Source organism: Hungatella hominis (assembly GCF_014288005.1).
GTDB lineage: Bacteria > Bacillota > Clostridia > Lachnospirales > Lachnospiraceae > Hungatella > Hungatella effluvii.
Genome location: NZ_JACOPB010000001.1, coordinates 567,621 through 584,233, shown reverse-complemented (window position 1 = coordinate 584,233; position 16,613 = coordinate 567,621). Strand labels below are relative to the sequence as shown.

Annotated in this window: 15 protein-coding genes; 2 read left to right on the top strand and 13 right to left on the bottom strand. The window is 51.0% G+C overall.

Features of this window, described 5'->3' with window-relative positions; translation table 11 throughout:
* Positions 1-9 precede the first annotated feature (9 nt).
* From H8S75_RS02715 to H8S75_RS02705, 3 genes are all read right to left on the bottom strand, one after another.
* Positions 10-1,299: an ABC transporter substrate-binding protein gene (locus H8S75_RS02715; protein WP_187019127.1), complete on the bottom strand. Its 1,290-nt coding sequence runs from the start codon at positions 1,297-1,299 to the stop codon at positions 10-12.
* A 258-nt stretch (positions 1,300-1,557) separates the two neighbouring features.
* A complete protein-coding gene (locus H8S75_RS02710) occupies positions 1,558-2,694 on the bottom strand; it encodes a glycoside hydrolase family 88 protein (protein ID WP_187019125.1) in 1,137 nt (378 codons plus the stop codon).
* Between the two features lie 28 nt (positions 2,695-2,722).
* On the bottom strand, positions 2,723-4,579 hold the full coding sequence (locus tag H8S75_RS02705; protein WP_187019124.1) for a DUF2264 domain-containing protein: 1,857 nt from the start codon (positions 4,577-4,579) through the stop codon (positions 2,723-2,725).
* 153 nt (positions 4,580-4,732) lie between these two features.
* Between H8S75_RS02705 and H8S75_RS02700 the strand changes: the two genes are divergently transcribed.
* Entirely contained in the window at positions 4,733-5,605 is an 873-nt protein-coding gene (locus H8S75_RS02700; protein WP_187019122.1) for a helix-turn-helix domain-containing protein, read from the top strand.
* 151 nt (positions 5,606-5,756) lie between these two features.
* On the opposite strand, the gene H8S75_RS02695 is transcribed toward H8S75_RS02700, so the two are convergent.
* The 6 genes from H8S75_RS02695 to H8S75_RS02670 form a co-directional block, all read right to left on the bottom strand.
* Positions 5,757-6,410, bottom strand: coding sequence for a potassium channel family protein (locus H8S75_RS02695; RefSeq protein WP_055657071.1), 654 nt, complete (start codon positions 6,408-6,410; stop codon positions 5,757-5,759).
* Positions 6,411-6,660: 250 nt separating this feature from the next.
* Positions 6,661-8,016, bottom strand: coding sequence for a TrkH family potassium uptake protein (locus H8S75_RS02690; RefSeq protein ID WP_055657067.1), 1,356 nt, complete (start codon positions 8,014-8,016; stop codon positions 6,661-6,663).
* Positions 8,017-8,023: 7 nt separating this feature from the next.
* Entirely contained in the window at positions 8,024-8,893 is an 870-nt protein-coding gene (locus H8S75_RS02685; RefSeq protein WP_187019120.1) for a metal ABC transporter permease, read from the bottom strand.
* Positions 8,893-9,600 carry a metal ABC transporter ATP-binding protein gene (locus H8S75_RS02680; protein WP_187019119.1) on the bottom strand — a complete coding sequence of 236 codons (708 nt, stop codon included), beginning with the start codon at positions 9,598-9,600 and terminating at the stop codon, positions 8,893-8,895. The genes H8S75_RS02685 and H8S75_RS02680 overlap by 1 nt, the downstream gene beginning before the upstream one ends.
* On the bottom strand, positions 9,601-10,650 hold the full coding sequence (locus tag H8S75_RS02675; protein ID WP_002603448.1) for a metal ABC transporter substrate-binding protein: 1,050 nt from the start codon (positions 10,648-10,650) through the stop codon (positions 9,601-9,603).
* 38 nt (positions 10,651-10,688) lie between these two features.
* On the bottom strand, positions 10,689-11,633 hold the full coding sequence (locus H8S75_RS02670) for a helix-turn-helix transcriptional regulator (protein ID WP_243007847.1): 945 nt from the start codon (positions 11,631-11,633) through the stop codon (positions 10,689-10,691).
* A gap of 164 nt (positions 11,634-11,797) precedes the next feature.
* Between H8S75_RS02670 and H8S75_RS02665 the strand changes: the two genes are divergently transcribed.
* Positions 11,798-13,342: an alpha-amylase family glycosyl hydrolase gene (locus H8S75_RS02665; RefSeq protein WP_187019117.1), complete on the top strand. Its 1,545-nt coding sequence runs from the start codon at positions 11,798-11,800 to the stop codon at positions 13,340-13,342.
* Positions 13,343-13,430: 88 nt separating this feature from the next.
* On the opposite strand, the gene H8S75_RS02660 is transcribed toward H8S75_RS02665, so the two are convergent.
* From H8S75_RS02660 to H8S75_RS02645, 4 genes are all read right to left on the bottom strand, one after another.
* A complete protein-coding gene (locus tag H8S75_RS02660; RefSeq protein ID WP_002603445.1) occupies positions 13,431-13,871 on the bottom strand; it encodes a flavodoxin in 441 nt (146 codons plus the stop codon).
* A gap of 3 nt (positions 13,872-13,874) precedes the next feature.
* Positions 13,875-14,474 carry a DUF3793 family protein gene (locus tag H8S75_RS02655; protein WP_055657052.1) on the bottom strand — a complete coding sequence of 200 codons (600 nt, stop codon included), beginning with the start codon at positions 14,472-14,474 and terminating at the stop codon, positions 13,875-13,877.
* A gap of 174 nt (positions 14,475-14,648) precedes the next feature.
* Positions 14,649-15,671: an LCP family protein gene (locus H8S75_RS02650; RefSeq protein ID WP_187019116.1), complete on the bottom strand. Its 1,023-nt coding sequence runs from the start codon at positions 15,669-15,671 to the stop codon at positions 14,649-14,651.
* A gap of 236 nt (positions 15,672-15,907) precedes the next feature.
* The gene (locus tag H8S75_RS02645) at positions 15,908-16,600 is read right to left on the bottom strand and encodes an HAD family hydrolase (RefSeq protein ID WP_187019114.1); all 693 of its coding nucleotides are present in this window, start codon (positions 16,598-16,600) and stop codon (positions 15,908-15,910) included.
* Positions 16,601-16,613 lie beyond the last annotated feature (13 nt).

Here is a 16,613-nt window from a genome sequence, read left to right as displayed (position 1 = left end):
TTTCTCCAGTTACTTGGACTGCGCTTCCTTAACTCTCTCTGCCATCTTCCGGAGACCATCCTCCACAGTCACACTCTTTGTCATGATGGCGCTGTGCTGTTCCTGGTAAATGTTATCAATTTCCTTGGCAAGCCTGTCCATACGCTGCTCCACTACATACTTATCTATATCAATATACTTTGATAAGCCTTCCGGAGCATTGGGCGATGTTTTGGGAATATCATCAAAGATCTGGCTGACCTGATCGGAGTTGTAGCCTGGGACAATTCCCTGTTTTGCAAGGACCTCTGCCCCCTCTTCTCCGCAGATATAGTTGATAAAGGTCCACGCCTCTTCCGGATGCTTTGCATACGCCCCGATGGATACCGGAGTCACGCCGCCGATCGCGGCCTCATTGCCGATTCCTTTGTCATTTGGAAGGCTGCAGACACCCCAGTTGAAGTCTTTTACATTTTCCACGCACATGTTGATAAACCAGGTTCCAATCTGAAGCATAGCCGCCTGCTGGTTATAGAATACGCCGGAATAATGGATGTTGGAGGACTTCAGCATACCGTAGTCCTGAACAACTTCTTCGTCCTGCATGGCCAGAATCTCATTATAATACGGCACCAGATTTTCATAGCTGTCCGTATCGAGAACGTCAAATTCTTCGACTCGTCTGGCGAACTCGGACACATTGCTGGGCCACGTATGGACATGGGCGCCGTAGACCTTGTCATTTCCCATTCCGCTCGTCATTATGGCAGCCAGCTCATGGTATTCCTTCATCGTCATGCCGTCCTCGGGATAAGGGACGCCGGCCTTGTCGAATAAGTCTTTGTTATAGAAAATCATATTATTGTCTTTTCTGAACGGAACTCCATACGTCTTGCCGTTTAGCTGAAGCTGGTCCACAAGACCGGAATACGCATCCTTTTGAAAAGAGGCGTCCTTCCCCATAAGATCATCCAGCGCCAGAACGTGTCCCTGTTCCACCAGTGCGCTCAGTGCAGGTGTTCCCTTTGTGAACACAACATCGAAGTCCTGTTTGCCGCCCAGCTGTGTGATCACCGTGTTGTCGTACTCATCCGCAGAGAATTCGACCGGTTCAACGGTAATATTGGGATACTTTGCCGTAAATGCATCAAACATGGTCTTGTAATATTCGGTATTGGAATAATCCCACAGGGCAACCTTAATGGTCACCTTCTCCTCCTGGCTTCCTTTGGCTCCGGCGCCTGTACTGCTGCATCCTGCAACGATACCTGCTGCCATAACCGCCGCCATAACACCCGCTGCCAATCTTCTTTTCTTCATTTTTTAATCCTCCATTTTCTTCATTTATCTTTACCTGGAAAAACCAGATTTTGATTTTGGAAATATAATACGAATTATGGTGGACTTAATTTTGCGAGATTGGGGAATAGCTTGCATTGTGCGAGAAAGGAAGTGCGTTTTCCAGATAAAAGAGTCAGAATAAACAGATTTTTAAATAGCTCACGTCCTTTTTAGACATAAAAATACCGATAATACATGACATAATTCGTATTATCGGCAGTAACTGCAACTTTTGTATTACCAAATAAACAAATCTTCACCAGCAATCTTCCATATTGCCTCAATAAAATAGTAATCACCGTAAATAATGGCAATTTCATGTTCTTTATCATGGTAAGCCGCCGTACACCGCTCCAGCAGATGATCCTTCTCCGTTTCCCAGCAGCAGCGGGACGCGTCGAGGGCCTTTAACATCTTCAGCGCGGCGTTTCTATAGAGGCTGCTGTCTCTGCCCTCCGTGTGCCTGGAAAGCTCGATCAGACCGCAGGACGCGATCGCCGCCGCAGTGGAATCCTCCCAGGCGCATTCGGCCGGCTGCCGGAAATCAACGGGAATCAGGCCGTTCTCCGGCGTGTTGGCCATAAAGTAATGGGCGATCCTCTTTGCCGTGTTAAGATAATGCCCGTCACCGGTATGTATGTAGCTCAGCACAAAGCCGTATAAGCCCCAGCTCTGTCCCCTGGTCCAGGAAGAACCGGTCTCATAGCCCTGCCCCCCATAGCTTCGCACCCTCTCTCCTGTAAAGGGATCAAATTCCACAATATGATTGACGGAACCGTCTTCTCTCACGAAACATTGCTGCGCCATATTGGCATGCGCCACAGCGATCTGCTGAAATCTGGGGTCCTTCGTCTCCTCGGAGGCCCAGTAAAGCAGCGGGAGATTCATCATACAGTCGATAATCGCCCATCCGCGGTGATCATCCTCTCCCCAGTCATTCCATGCCCGGATAAAGTTGCCGGCAAGATTGAATCTGCCTGCCAGGTTATTGGCAGCGAGCAGGGCTCTGTTCCGGGACTCTGGATTCTTCGTCAGCCTGTAGTCCGCCACAGCAGTTGGCAGCCATTTAAAACCATTGTCATGGTCCAGGCCGTCTGCACGCATCAGCACCGCATCCAGCTTTCTCTCCAGTTCCTCAGCCGTCTCCCGGTAGAGCTCATCACCCGTCAAAGCGTAAAGCTGCCACATCATACCGCCCCAAAAGCCGTTGGTCCACCAGGAGATATCCTGGCTTCCGGACCGGTCATCGAAGACGCCGTCCACCGTGGTATACGGTATCTTGCCGCGGCTGCGTTCTGTCACAGGCTTTATCTTCTTTTTTATTTTTTCCATTGTCTCAGCAGCCCATGCCGCATCCTGTTGTGATAAATACATTGCATTCTCCTTTCTCTTGTTTCTTATGTCATAAAAGGGGGACAGTCACTGTCCTGCCTCTGTATGCAATCGTAACACTTCCCTCTTCCACACTCACGAAAGGCTTCTGCCCGGCCATTTCCCCGGCACTGGCGAAGCGGTCTGCGAACACACTGGTAATCAGTAAATGGCTGCCCGGTTCCAGTTCCGCTGTCACGGTTGGAATAACCGTGAGATTATAGAATAAATTGGTATTCGGAAACGGCGTCACAAGCTTTGCCGTCCCCTCAGTTTCGGCCACAATTCCGCTTACTCCCCACGAAGCCCTTACAAATGCAGAATCTTCCGTGATTTCGATATTCTCCGCTTTCAGTCTGCCCGTCCCGGCTCCCTCCGTCACTTCAAAGCACCGCTCCTGAGCAATGGAAAAACCTCCGTCTGCTGCCGTTACCGGTACGCAGTTGGTAATCTGGTGAATCCGCACATGCCAGGGAGAGCAGGGAACCACTGTGCTTATTACCTCCACACCGGTCATCGGGCTGTATTTTGCAGAAAGCTTTTCCTCATCCGAATTAAAGTCTGTCTGACCGTATCTCATGCAGTAGCGGTTCTCTCCCTTTACGGAAAATGCCAGAGTATTGTCAAATGCCCCCTGTTCCAGGCTGGTCCCTCTCGCAACACTGAAGCCAAACTGGTTGGAATATACGAATTTCTCGTATTTTTCCGCGCCCCTGCCGTGATCCAGCGCCAAATGCTGCCCCGTCACGTAAGCCAGCACGTGATCGTTGTCATCATGGGTAACAATCATGTGCGGGTGCTTTAAATATTTCACCGGTTCATAAGGGTACGCCTTGGGCTCAGCCGTCCAGAATGGATGGTTCTCATTCAGTCCGAGCACGATAAACGCCTTATTGCACCAGTAGGGGGAACCGCATCCATTATAATTCTCACTCATCAAAAGATCCGGATATCCGTACCCAATGCTCAAAATCCCCGTGTTATCGAAAATGGGACGCCGCATCCACACCTCGATATTCCTTAAAACCAGATTCTTAAGCACGCCGTAATCCACATCGAGTCTGGCGTAGGCCATCGCTCCGAACAGGCCGCTGTGCGCAAAACGGTAGGTCAGGCTCCTTCCAAAAGGAATCTCTTCCCCATTATTCGCAAACCAGTAGACAAAATCATCAAAGAACTTCGTACTGCGTTCCTTAAGGATCCGGCACCTCTCAGGCTCCAGCGCCTCCATATGTTCCGCGTAGATCAGTCCGTAATAGTGGATCGCGAATGCCACATAATAATCGACCTGGCCCGGATTGCCGTCGTAATACCAGCCATCGCCGGTATAGGAGCCTTCGATCAGCGCAAAATCCTCCTCCATTCTATCTTCCCGCCACTCCAGCCCCAGCAGCCGAAAAGTCATATTCGTGAGAATTCTGAAATACCTCCAGTTATTCTTCGGCATGTCGTAGTCATTCATCTGTCTCAGCCACCGGTACAGGTTGTCCTTCTGGCCGTCAGTCAGCGCGTCCCACAGCTCCCTGCGGTTGACCGTTATCGAAAATACGAGCGCCGCCACCTCCACCATCTTCTGATCATAATCAAATATGTCGGCCCAGTACTCGCTGTCTCCGGGATCCGTTCCATGGATGATACCGTTCCGATAGAGTACAAGCCACTCCCTTATCTCCTCCTGCTGTTCTGCGGGAAGCCCGGAGTTATCCGCTGACCAGAGCGGCCCCAATCCCCAGAGCACCCTGGCCCAGCCTTCCATCCTGGCTGACTTTTCACCGTAATGGGCCCCTGTATTCCCCACATGAAGAAATGCCCTCTTCGGACTGTAAAATGCTTTCAGCGGCCTTATAAAATCCAGAAACAGCTGAACCATATCATTTCTTGAGTTCATTATTATGTCCATCTTTTTCACTTTCATCTTTCTTTTTTTGTGTATATTAACCATATGACTTATCATATCATAATTTTCTTTTCATAATATTGTTTTTTATGCTATATTTATGTCATATCATGCTGCGCATATCGTCAGAAAGGAGAGCTTCCAATGTTTGAAATCACCACACAATCCATCAACCAGCTGCTGATTTCCCATCACCGCACCTGCCAGAAGCAGGATCGTACCCTGCATATGCACAACAACGCATACGAGCTTCTGCTGTTTAAAAGCGGTAATGTAGACTATTTTTTTAATGATGTCACCTTCCGCCTTATGCCCGGCGATCTGATTTTCATTTGTCCGAATGACATACACGGCCTGTTCATCAGCGATGAGACGCCCTATGAGCGTATGCCTGTCCATTTCGAAGAAAGCTTTGCCGCCTCCCTGTCAACCCCGGAAACAGATCTCTTCGCCTGTTTTCAGAATTTCACTCCGGACCATCCCTGCCATCTGGACAGCAGACAGCTTCAGCAATACGAAGCGTGTGTGGATACCATTATCAACAGCTTAAACAAAAAAGAATTCGGGTATGATATCCGAATCCGGTCCTGTCTCTCCTGGATTCTCCTCTGCGCGAATGAGGCCATCCGTTTTGAATCCGCCTCTGCGGGAGACGTATCCCCCGAGATAATCCGACAGGCCCTGAGCTATGTCAATAACAATCTGACCCATGATATATCCATACAGACGATCGCCGCCGCACTGAATATCAGCGGTTCCCGTCTGAGTCATATATTCAAGAACTATACCGGAACCTCCCTGTGGAACTACATCATCGCACGCCGCATCCAGCACGCCGGAATCCTCTTAAAACAGGGTGCCTCCATCACAGACGCCTGTTACGAATGCGGATTTAATGATTACTCCCATTTCGTCAAGGTGTTCCATAAAATCATGGGAGTCTCCCCCGGCAAATATGTGAAAAATATGGCCACCTACACCACCGAGGGTCAGTCCAGCAACTTAAAATTCTTATAGCAAAGGTTCCTGTTACAGAATAAAGAGTCCGGCACATCCCCCGGAGGGTTTTTATTTCATAGGATGAACCTACCTGTGAAACCAAAAAACGCCGCCCCACCAGAAGCTGACCGGTGGGACGGCGATATTATTTACCCGAACTTTGAGCACATCATTTCATCTTTTCCAGGATATTGTCAATATCCACCTTTTTTCCAATTACCATCAGATGCTCCTGCGCCTGAATGACATAGTCGGCCGGGGGCATAAGCTGGGCTTTTCCCTCGCGTTTGATGCCCAGGACGCTGATGTGGTAACGGTTGCGGATATCGGCCTCGCGGATGGTCTTGTGGATCCATTCCGGAAGAGGCGGGATCTCGTAGATGGAGTATTCCTGCGTCAGTTCAATGTAGTCAAATACGTGGTTGGCGCTGTAGCGGACCGCCATCTTTTCTGCAATGTCACGGTCCGGATAGATGACCTCGTCCGCGCCGTTTCTGAGAAGGAACTTGGCGTGTATGTCGCGGTTCGCCTTGCTGATGACACGGCGGCCGCCCAGCTCCTTTACAAGGCTGGTGATCTCCAGACTGCTCTGGAAATTCGTTCCGATACAGACGAAACAGATGTCGAAGTTGGCGATTCCCAGGCTTCGTAAAACCGCCTCGTTGGTACAGTCTCCGATCTTGGCGCTGGTCACGATGGGAAGCAGGTCCTCTAATACCTCTTCCTTCTGATCCACCACCATAACGTCATTTCCCAGCATGGCGAGATTTTCGCAGAGATGGTGGCCAAACCGTCCCATTCCTATGATTAAAATTGATTTCATATGATATTCTCCTTTGCTTCGCAGCATATTATTTCAACATTCATAAGCAGATTCCCCCACCTCTAAGGTGGCGGGTTATAGCAATCTTTATTCAGTGGTGGTGCAATCCACTTCTGAATATTAAAGCCTCCGGCGGATGTGCAGAGCGCCCCAGTGTATGATGTCATGCGGGGCATGACGGGCGCTCGCACCAATTCGCCGAGGCGAATTGAATACATGATCTCTTCACTTCCAGGCACCGGCTGCGGGCTTACCCGATGTTGATCGCCTCCGCAGGCTGCTGTACATGGGGCTTTCTCTTGGACTGGACAAAGGCCAGGGCAAAGGAAAGGCTTCCGATTCTGCCGCAGTACATCAGAAGAATGATGATGCAGCGCGATACCGGATGGAGCGCTCTCGTGATTCCCGTGGTCATTCCGACAGTACCGATAGCGGAAAACGTCTCAAACAGGATATCGGAAAATCCCAGCGGCTGTATCGCCATGATGGCCAGCGACGCCGTGACTGCCAGCAAAAGGTTGATCGTCAGAATCGTACCGGCACGCTTGACCGCGTCGTTCTCCAGCCTCCGGCCGAAGATATTGATCCCGTACGTCTGCTTGATATTGGAATGTACGCACAAGAGAAGGACCACCAGGGTCGTCGTCTTGATGCCGCCGGCAGTGGAGCCAGGGCTTCCTCCGATGAACATCAGGATGATGGTCAGCAGCTTGCTTCCATCGGTTAAGGCCGCCGTGTCCGTCGTGTTGAAGCCGGCCGTTCTGGCCGTCACAGAGCTGAATAAGGAGGTCAGGATCTTTCCGCTGGTATTCATTCCCACCAGAAGATGATTCCTCTCCAGCAGATAAAACAGCAGTCCTCCGCCGAAGACCAGGATCGCGGTGGTGACGAGTACAATCTTCGTCTGAAGCATATATTTTCGGAAATGCAGCTTATTCCGGCTTAAATCATCCCAGACGATAAAGCCGATACCACCGATAATAATAAGGGACATGATGACCAGATTCACCAGCCAGTCATCGTAATAGGCTACAAAAGAGCTGTACGGTGTCTGCCCTCCCATCAGGTCGAAGCCCGCGTTGCAGAAGGCCGATATGGAATGGAAAATACCGTAGAACAGTCCCCGTAAGAAACCAAACTGGGGGATAAAGCGGATTGCCAGAAGCACCGCGCCCGTTCCCTCAAAGATACAAGTGCCGATGATAATCTTCTTCGCCAGGCGCACCACCCCGCCGATCTGCAGGGTATTGACGCTCTCCATCATGAGTCCGCGCTCCTTCAGGCCGATCTTACGGCGGAGAACGATGGAGATGAAGACGCCCACCGTGATAAAACCCAGACCGCCGATCTGAATCATGGTCAGTATGACAAGCTGGCCAAATAAGGACCACTGGCTCCAGGTATCCGCCACCACAAGGCCCGTCACGCAGGACGCGCTGGTAGCCGTAAACAGACAGTTTAAAAATGGCTCCGACTGTCCGTCGCGGCTGGCAAAGGGAAGCATGAGAAGAAGTGTTCCCGTTATGATAATGCAGAAAAATCCATATGCAATAAACTGTGTCTGGCTCACATGGCGCCGGGCATGAATTAATTTTTTCTCATCCATCTTGCTGCTACTGCCTTTCTGCTTCCGTATTTTCACTTAATTCCGGCTTTTTTCCGCCGGTTCGGAATTTGAGCGCCCACTCTGCCCCTGTAAAGAGCAGAAATGCCGCCAGATTGACGACAACGACGCTGGCTCCCGCCGGTGTGGAGAACCGGTAGGACATCACCATGCCGATACAGAAGCACACCACGCCCAGCACGCCGGAGGACAGCACCACGCCGCGGAAGCTCTTAAAGAGCCGCATGGAGGTGAGCGCCGGAAAGATAATCAGGCTGGAAATCAGCATCGCTCCCATCATCCGCATTCCAAGGACGATGGTGATCGCCGTCAGAATCGCAATGAGCACATTGTACCACGAGACGTTCACGCCCGTGGCTCTGGCGAAATTCTCATCAAAGGTCACTGCAAAAATCTTATTGTAACAGATCAGAAACAGCCCCAGAACCACGACGCTTAAGATCACGCTTAAGCTGACATCCGTCCTGCTCATGGCCAGAATGCTTCCGAACATGTAGCTGCTCACATCGGTCGTCATACCGGTCGTCATGGAGGTGACGATAATACCGATGGCAAGGGCCGCCGCCGATATCATGGCGATGGCCGCGTCACTCTTGATCTTCCCGTGCTCCGTGATCCTTAAAAGGAAGAACGCCGCCAGAACCACCACGGGGATGGATACCTTTAAGGGGGACCATCCGGCCGCTACCGCGATGGAGAGCGCGCCGAAGGACACGTGGGACAGACCGTCCCCAATCATGGAATACCGTTTCAGCACAAGGCTCACACCCAGAAGGGACGCGCAGAGCGAAACGAGAATTCCGCCCACTAAGGCCCTGACGAGGAACGGGTATGAAAGCATCTCACTCACCATTTCCATCAAAGCTCACCTCCCAGATAAATGTGGCCCGCGCTGCTCTTTAAATACTCCTCCGTCGCGCCGTAGAACAGCACCTCTCTCTTTAAATGAAGAATCTTTTTCGCCTGCTTCACCACATTTGTAATATCGTGGGATACCATTAAGATCGCCACGCCCTCTTTTTGATTCAATTTTCGGATAATCTCGTAAAATTCCAGGATTGCCGAAGGGTCCAGGCCCGTAATCGGCTCATCCAGGATCAGCAGCTTGTCCGTGGCGCACAGGGCCCGGGCAATCAGGGTCCGCTGCTGCTGTCCGCCCGATAAGTCGCGGTAGCACTGGCCTGCCAGCTCTGCGATTCCCAGCCGTTCCATGTTCTTTTCCGCCAGCGCCTTTTCCTTTCCTGAATAGAAAGGCTTGTTTCCGCGCCTGCTCAAACAGCCGGACAGTACGACCTCCCCGACCGTAGCCGGGAAATCCTTCTGCGCCGCCGTCTGCTGCGGGAGATAACCGATCCCGCTCTTTTTCAGTTCATCCGACACGGATATGGTGCCTTTCGTCGGCTTTAAGAGTCCCAGCATTCCCTTCATCAGGGTGCTCTTTCCGGAACCGTTCTCTCCGACGATGCAGACGTAATCACCGGGATTCACCTCCATGGTAACGTCCACCACGGCATCCTGGTTTTCATAGCCGAAATCCGCATGGCTGCATTGTATCAATGAATTCATTTATTCCAGTCCTTTTTTCAAATTAATCACATTCTGTTCCATTAAGTCTAAATAGGTCACGCCGCTGTCAAATTCCCTCCTGGTCACATTGTGACAGGAATGCAGTAAGAGCGGTTCTGCGCCCGTTTCCTCGGAGATGATCTCCGCCACCCGGTGGCTGGTCAGCTCCGGATAGTAGATGACCGGAATCTGTTCTGTCTTCATCTTATCGATGAGGTAAGCGATGGTTTTGGCGCTTGGCTCCGTATCCGTACTGCATCCGGAAAATGCAGCCCTGTAGCGCAAACCATACTCATCCGCAAAATAACGGTAAGGGAACTTATCCCCCACGATTATCATGTTCCTCTTTTCATTGGCTGTCACGTCACGAAACTCCTGATCCAGCTTCTCAAGCTTCAACAGATAGCTCTCCGCATTCGCTTCATAGGCCGCCCGGTTCCCGGGATCTGCTAAAGCCAGGGTCTCTTCGATGCCCTTCACCAGCTTCATGGCGTTCACAGGCGAGGTCCAGATATGTTCGTCGTATTCGATCTCTTCTCCATGGCCGTCGTCGTCATACAGATCATGGCTGTAAAGGTCATCGTGGCTGTGGTCGTGGTCAACGCTATGGTCGTGGTCGTGGCCATGCGCCTCCTCTTCCATGCCTTCCACAATCTCCTCCTGAACGGTATCCACGTAATCCATCCCCGTCATGACCGCCATGTGGGAGGTATCGACCGCCGATAGGACCCGCTCCAGCCAGTGTTCCATGGCTCCGCCGTTGCAGATCAGCACATCGGCGTTCTGAATCGTGATCATGTCGGCCGGCGTCGGCTCGAAGGAATGGCTGTCCATGCCTGCCGGAACCACCATGGTCAGGTTAATATGCTCACCGGCAATCTGCCTGGTAAAATCGTAGTAAGGAAACAGCGTTGTCACCACATTCAGCTTCCCGCCCTCTGCTTCCGGCTCCGCTGAGGGAATCTGCCGCCCGGCACATCCCGTTAAAATCATAGCCAGAATCACGGTTCCGATGCAGAACTTCCGCGGGATTCTTCTATTTTTCTTCATTCATTACGTCTCCAATCTGATTCCATCTGCATAGTATATCACATTTTACAGGACAGGGAAAGGTTTTCCAGGCTGTTTTTCCGGTAGCTCCCCGGCGTCACTCCGAACCGTTCCTTAAATACCTTATTAAAATAAGAAATGTTCCGGAAGCCATTTTCCAGCGCAATATCCATCACCTGCCGTTCCGTCTCCACCAAATCGGCCGCCGCCCTGGTGATCCGGTAATGGTTGATATACTCTATGCAGGTCATGCCTGCATACCGCTTAAAGAAATTCATAAAATGAGTCTGGCTGAAATGGCAGACCGATGCCAGCTCCTCTATGGATAACGTTTCCCTGTAATTTGACTGAATATACGAAAGAACCTCTTTTAACTTCTCCTCGGCGCCGGATTCTCCGTTACTTCCCTCGTGCTTCGCCGCACATCCGTACTGGTACAGCAGGCGGAAAAACCGCATGAGCAGTTCCTTCGTGTACAGCTCGTACCCATACTGCTTCTCATTAAAGCATTTTAAAAGAAGGACAAAACACGCCTTCATCTCCTCATAGCCAGCTGTCCCCGGCTTCACGACCGGAAGGAAACGCAGCTTCCCGGACTGGACCGGGTTTAAGAACTTCAGGGTACAGGCATCCGGAACCTGGTAGCCCAGGAAGTCGAGATGAAACACGAGGCTGTCCGACACCATGTCCTTCCCCGGCATCTCATGGGCAGAATGGAGCATGTGAGGAGAAATCAGAAGCAGATCCCCTTCCTCTACCGAAAATGTCTCAAAATCGATATCGTAATAGATGGCCCCCGACCGGATCAGGGTGATCTCCATCTCCTCATGCCAGTGCAGGGAGAGATTTCTGTACGAATTCGGCACGGAACAGTGGTAATAGCGGACCGGCATCAGCGCATCCCCGTGATTTGTCTTCTCTTTATAGTCCGGCATCCGCCCGCCTGTGCTCCCAGTCTTAAGCCCCGTTCTCTCCATTTCCATTTATCCTCCCCATTATCATAGAATTGTGTTACTATCCGGTATTATTTTGCAAGATTTTCTTTCTTTTTTATAGTATATTATTAATATAGCAGATGTCAATAGCATCGTTGACAGGAATTATGAATGAGCCATCTGAACTGTTACATTAAAAGGAGGAAATGGTCATGCCGCAATGGTTAAAAGACGCAGTATTTTACGAAATTTATCCCCAGTCATTTCAGGATACCAACGGGGATGGGATCGGTGATTTTCAGGGAATCACCGGGAAGCTGGACTACATAAGGGACTTGGGCTGCAATGCCCTTTGGATCAATCCCTGTTTCGACTCCCCCTTTAAGGACGCGGGCTACGATGTACGGGATTATAAGAAGACAGCCCCCCGCTACGGAACCAACGAAGATCTGTACCATCTGTTTGAGGAGGCCCACAAAAGGGGGATACGCGTGCTGCTGGACCTCGTTCCCGGCCACACCTCCGAGGAACACGAGTGGTTTACCATGAGCCAGAAGGCGGAGACCAACGAATACTCCAACCGCTACATCTGGACCAATCACTGTTTCGAGGGCGCCAAGGGCTTTCCGTATATCGGCGGAGAGAGTGAACGCAGCGGCGTCTATGTACTCAACTTTTTCAAATGCCAGCCGGCCTTAAACTACGGCTTCTTAGATCCGAAGGAGCCGTGGCAGCTCCCCACCGATCATCCGGACTGTGCCGCCACCAGAGAGGCCATGAAGGATGTCATGCGTTTCTGGCTCGACCGGGGGTGTGACGGTTTCCGTGTGGACATGGCTGCCTCCCTGGTGAAGAACGACGATGAGGAAAAGACCGGCACCTGTGCCATCTGGCGAGATGTCAGGGAAATGCTGGACAGCGACTATCCGGAAGCCGCCATGGTTTCCGAATGGGGCAATCCACGGCTCGCGCTGAAGGCAGGCTTCCACATGGATTTCTTCTTAAATGGACGCGGCAATGGTTACAGCACCCTGATGCGCGACTATGAGAGCCAGGAGGACCACAGCTTCTTCAAAAAGGACAGCCACGGAGATATTACAAGGTTCTTAGACGATTACCTGCCCAAATATGAAGCTTCGAAAGAGGACGGTTACTTCTGTCTTTTGACCTGCAATCACGACACACTCCGTCCCCGCTATAATCTGGATGAGACCGAGCTGAAGCTGGCCTTTGCGTTCATTTTTACCATGCCGGGCGTTCCCTATCTCTATTACGGCGATGAGATCGGAATGCGCTATTTAGAGCTGGCGACAAAGGAAGGCGGCTACTTCCGAACCGGTTCCCGCACACCGATGCAGTGGAACAGCGGAAAAAATGCGGGCTTCTCCGATGCGGATAAAGACAGCCTCTATCTCCCAGTTGATGAAGCCTCCGACGCGCCCACCGTGGAAAATCAGGAATCCAATCCGGATTCCCTGCTCCACACCGTTAAAGCCCTGCTGGCCCTGCGCCATGATCAGGCAGATTTACAGGCCGACGCGGTATTCGAGCCGCTCTATGCCAAAAAGGGAGCGATGCCCTTCGTATACCGCCGCGGCGCACTGACCGTTGCGGTCAATCCGTCCGGCGAGACGGTCACGGTACCTTCTGACGGTCAGAAGTCTGCCATCTACTCCATCGGCAGCGGCAGATGGGAGAACGGACAAATCGTTCTGGAACCGCAGTCATTCGTAGTGCTGGAGCCAAATACACCGTAGGAAGCACTGCCAAATGCTCCTAAAAGAATGGCCGACAGGAATTATATGAAACGATTCCTGCCGGCCAACTATTAATCTTAATCTCAGGTTAAGCCTGAGCGCCAAGCTCCGCCAGCGCTTCTCCCAGGTTCTTAAGCTGCTTCTCCGCGTCTCCGTCCGGGGATTCCAGAGCGATGACGCCCTCACCGCCGACGATCTTCGCGCCGCGCTCCGCCATGCGCTTCTCCCACTCGCGCATCCAGTCGCCGCCGCCCCATCCGTAGGAGCCGAACAGCCCGACGTGCTTGCCTTCCAGAGAACCGGATATCTCCTCGATTAAGGACTCCATGCTCTCATCTAACTCCTCTGCGCCGCAGGCAGGACAGCCGAGTGCAAAGGCGGAAGCCTCCTTTAAGTGATCCGGATCTGCGCTTCCAATCTCTGTAAGTATCGGGTTTCCACCCTTTCTCTCGATTCCGTCTGCAACGTGCTTTGCCATTTCCTCTGTATTTCCTGTTGAACTAAAATATACTACATAAATATCGCTCATGTTTTATTCTCCTTTTCTTACCGCCACTTCATACAGGCGGCTTCCATTTATGATCTGCTGCATGGCGGCCTCTCTCGCCCGGTCATACCGGGTAAATTTAAGCCTGGCCTGCGCAGGATTGTGATATACTTTCCAGTAACCGGTAAACAGGAATTTCTCTCCGTTGTAACGGATAAAATCCTTGACATCCTCGACCGGATATTCCAGCAGAACGCCCAGTTCGTGCGGAAATTCTCCGCTGCCGGCCAGATACGCGGTATATTTGCGTTTTAATCCCATGAGAATGGAAGCCAAATCAAACTGTACATATCCGCAGGATTTTAAAAATTTTCTGATTTCCTTATTTGCCAGAAGTGCTTTCAGCATGGGGAAGCGGTACAGAAACAGAACCTCTGTCCTGTCGCCGGCTGCCAGCATGACCGCAGTAATTTCTGTGCCTGCAAGGGCGCTTCTTACGGTTTGCAGTGATCCCTTTGCCATGGTCACAAGATTAGACGCCTTAATTCCCTTTAATACGGGGGCGCACTGGATGGAAACCTGAAACTCCAGCCTTCCTGCGTGGCTGCACTCTGAAATATATGACATAATTGCGTCTGTTGACATCCGTTTCACTCCTTCCGCTTTCTCATTATCCCCGGAGTAAACTTATTTTATCTATCCAGATTTTTGAAAGCCGCAAGTTAGTTATTGCTAACTTCATATAGATTAGCATATGCTAACTGTTTTTTCAAGTGTTTTTTTACTTTTTATGGTTTTGCGGAAGCGGAGGCTGAGCACTTACCTTTTTCTGGTGTGAAGCTCGATCTGCTCACTGATCTCCTCCACCTGTTTCGACGGCACATAGTCCTCCTCGTCAAATAAAAACTGATGAAGACGGATTACATTGTCTCTCAGAGTGACCGGTATGACGCAGTCCTTCTTTCCCACCAGTGCATCCTTCAGTTCAAATGGGAAGCCCTCGGTCTCCGTTAAATGGAATTTCGACACAGTGCCCGCCAGGGAGAGAATATCCTTCATCCCCACGCTGGAAGACACGGAAGGGAGTATGGAAAATGCCAGCTGACGCACTGTTCCCAAATCGGCCTGCTTTAACTTCTCCAGCACCAGCTCCGCCACCAGCCGCTGCCGTTTTGTCCTCATAAAATCCGTATCCATCTTCCGCAGCCTTGCATACGCTACGGCCTGCACCCCATCCAAATGGTTCATTCCCGGCTTCTTCAAATGGTGGGAACCGACTCCTGTGGACTCCACGGTCTCTGTAATAAAGCCATTGATGACCTTAAACTCCTCCGGACTGATCTCCACGTCGATCCCTCCTAACAGGTTAATCGCATCTGCAACGGCCTTCCAGCTGAAGGAAACGTAATCGTCGATATTTAAGTCCATATTTTCGCTCAGCGCCCAAATAGCCTGAGCCGGACCGCCTTCAAAATAGGCCTGATTGATCTTATCGTATTTATTCTTTTCATCAATCTTTACGTAGGTGTCCCGGTAAACCGACACCATTCGGATTTCTCCGGTCTCCAGATTGATATTTAATACCATCTCCATATCGGACCGCGTGCCTTTTCCAAGCTTTCCCTCCCTGGAATCCACCCCAAACACGGCCACCGTCCAGAACCGGTCCATCGTCTCCTGGGCCACCTCGCTTATATTCGTATTCTGGATCTGTTCCATTGGCACCTCAGGTATTGGCTCCTCCTGATGCGTCACATTCCAGGCATACCCCAGCATGTTTCCGAAAAGTGCGGCCCATACAGCGGCCAGTATCACAAATCCCCATTTCCAGTGCTTTGCCATGTTTCCTCCTTGGATTGATGAGTTATCCCGTAAAATATCGTTTCTGAGCCGGCTGGCCAGGCGTCCTGCACCGGAGCAAGATGCCCGGTAAAACGCAACACACCGTCCCCGGAGACTTTTTTTGATGCACAGAAAAAGCTTCCATATGCAGCAAAAAAGAGAGACCTCCCTTTCAGCTCAGAGCATCTCTCTTTAGTTTCCTGTCTTTTTTCAAATTTATTCATTGTTTATTTGTTTCATTTTTCCCCTGCAAAGGCGGGGGAATTCTCGTTTGTTTCGTTAAACAGGGATATGATTTCATCCGGATGGCTGATGATGTATTTCGGCTTAAATGCTTCCAGCTCTGCCCTGTCCCGGAATCCCCACAGAACACCCACGGTGTCCATGCCTGCGTTGATTCCCGTCTTCATGTCGGTGTTCGTATCTCCAAAGTAGAGGCATTCCGACGGCTTCACATGGAATTCCTCCGCCGTCTTAAGGGCGCCCTCGGGGTCCGGCTTACACTTCATGCCCTTTCCCTCCCCGGTTATCTTATCGAAAAAGCCAGGGCCATAGACGGTCTCCACACACTCGACAGCACGGTCATGTGCTTTGTTTGTCACCACCGCGATCCTGATTCCCTTTTCCTTCAGCATCTTTAAAAAATCCGGCATCCCTGCATACGGTTCCATCTGATATAAGCAGTATTTCTTGAACATCTCGTCGTAGACTGTCAGCGCCTCCTCGTAATGCGTAAGCTCTGTGTCCCCACAGTAAACCAGCGTCCGTTCCACCAGCTTCTTATAACCGTCTCCTACGAAATACCTGACGTGATACTCATCAATAGGGCCGTAGCCAAACTGTTTTATCGTCTCATTCACCGTCTTCTTTAAAGAATGCAGTGTATTGATAATCGTTCCATCCAAATCAAAAATACAGCACTGATACATGATTTTGTCCTCC

Bases quoted from the DNA above. Each gene is read 5' to 3' on its own strand.
- H8S75_RS02715 (WP_187019127.1), bottom strand. From the start codon at position 1,299: ATGAAGAAAAGAAGATTGGCAGCGGGTGTTATGGCGGCGGTTATGGCA.
- H8S75_RS02710 (WP_187019125.1), bottom strand. From the start codon at position 2,694: ATGTATTTATCACAACAGGATGCGGCATGGGCTGCTGAGACAATGGAA.
- H8S75_RS02705 (WP_187019124.1), bottom strand. From the start codon at position 4,579: ATGAACTCAAGAAATGATATGGTTCAGCTGTTTCTGGATTTTATAAGG.
- H8S75_RS02700 (WP_187019122.1), top strand. From the start codon at position 4,733: ATGTTTGAAATCACCACACAATCCATCAACCAGCTGCTGATTTCCCAT.
- H8S75_RS02695 (WP_055657071.1), bottom strand. From the start codon at position 6,410: ATGAAATCAATTTTAATCATAGGAATGGGACGGTTTGGCCACCATCTC.
- H8S75_RS02690 (WP_055657067.1), bottom strand. From the start codon at position 8,016: ATGGATGAGAAAAAATTAATTCATGCCCGGCGCCATGTGAGCCAGACA.
- H8S75_RS02685 (WP_187019120.1), bottom strand. From the start codon at position 8,893: ATGGAAATGGTGAGTGAGATGCTTTCATACCCGTTCCTCGTCAGGGCC.
- H8S75_RS02680 (WP_187019119.1), bottom strand. From the start codon at position 9,600: ATGAATTCATTGATACAATGCAGCCATGCGGATTTCGGCTATGAAAAC.
- H8S75_RS02675 (WP_002603448.1), bottom strand. From the start codon at position 10,650: ATGAAGAAAAATAGAAGAATCCCGCGGAAGTTCTGCATCGGAACCGTG.
- H8S75_RS02670 (WP_243007847.1), bottom strand. From the start codon at position 11,633: ATGGAAATGGAGAGAACGGGGCTTAAGACTGGGAGCACAGGCGGGCGG.
- H8S75_RS02665 (WP_187019117.1), top strand. From the start codon at position 11,798: ATGCCGCAATGGTTAAAAGACGCAGTATTTTACGAAATTTATCCCCAG.
- H8S75_RS02660 (WP_002603445.1), bottom strand. From the start codon at position 13,871: ATGAGCGATATTTATGTAGTATATTTTAGTTCAACAGGAAATACAGAG.
- H8S75_RS02655 (WP_055657052.1), bottom strand. From the start codon at position 14,474: ATGTCAACAGACGCAATTATGTCATATATTTCAGAGTGCAGCCACGCA.
- H8S75_RS02650 (WP_187019116.1), bottom strand. From the start codon at position 15,671: ATGGCAAAGCACTGGAAATGGGGATTTGTGATACTGGCCGCTGTATGG.
- H8S75_RS02645 (WP_187019114.1), bottom strand. From the start codon at position 16,600: ATGTATCAGTGCTGTATTTTTGATTTGGATGGAACGATTATCAATACA.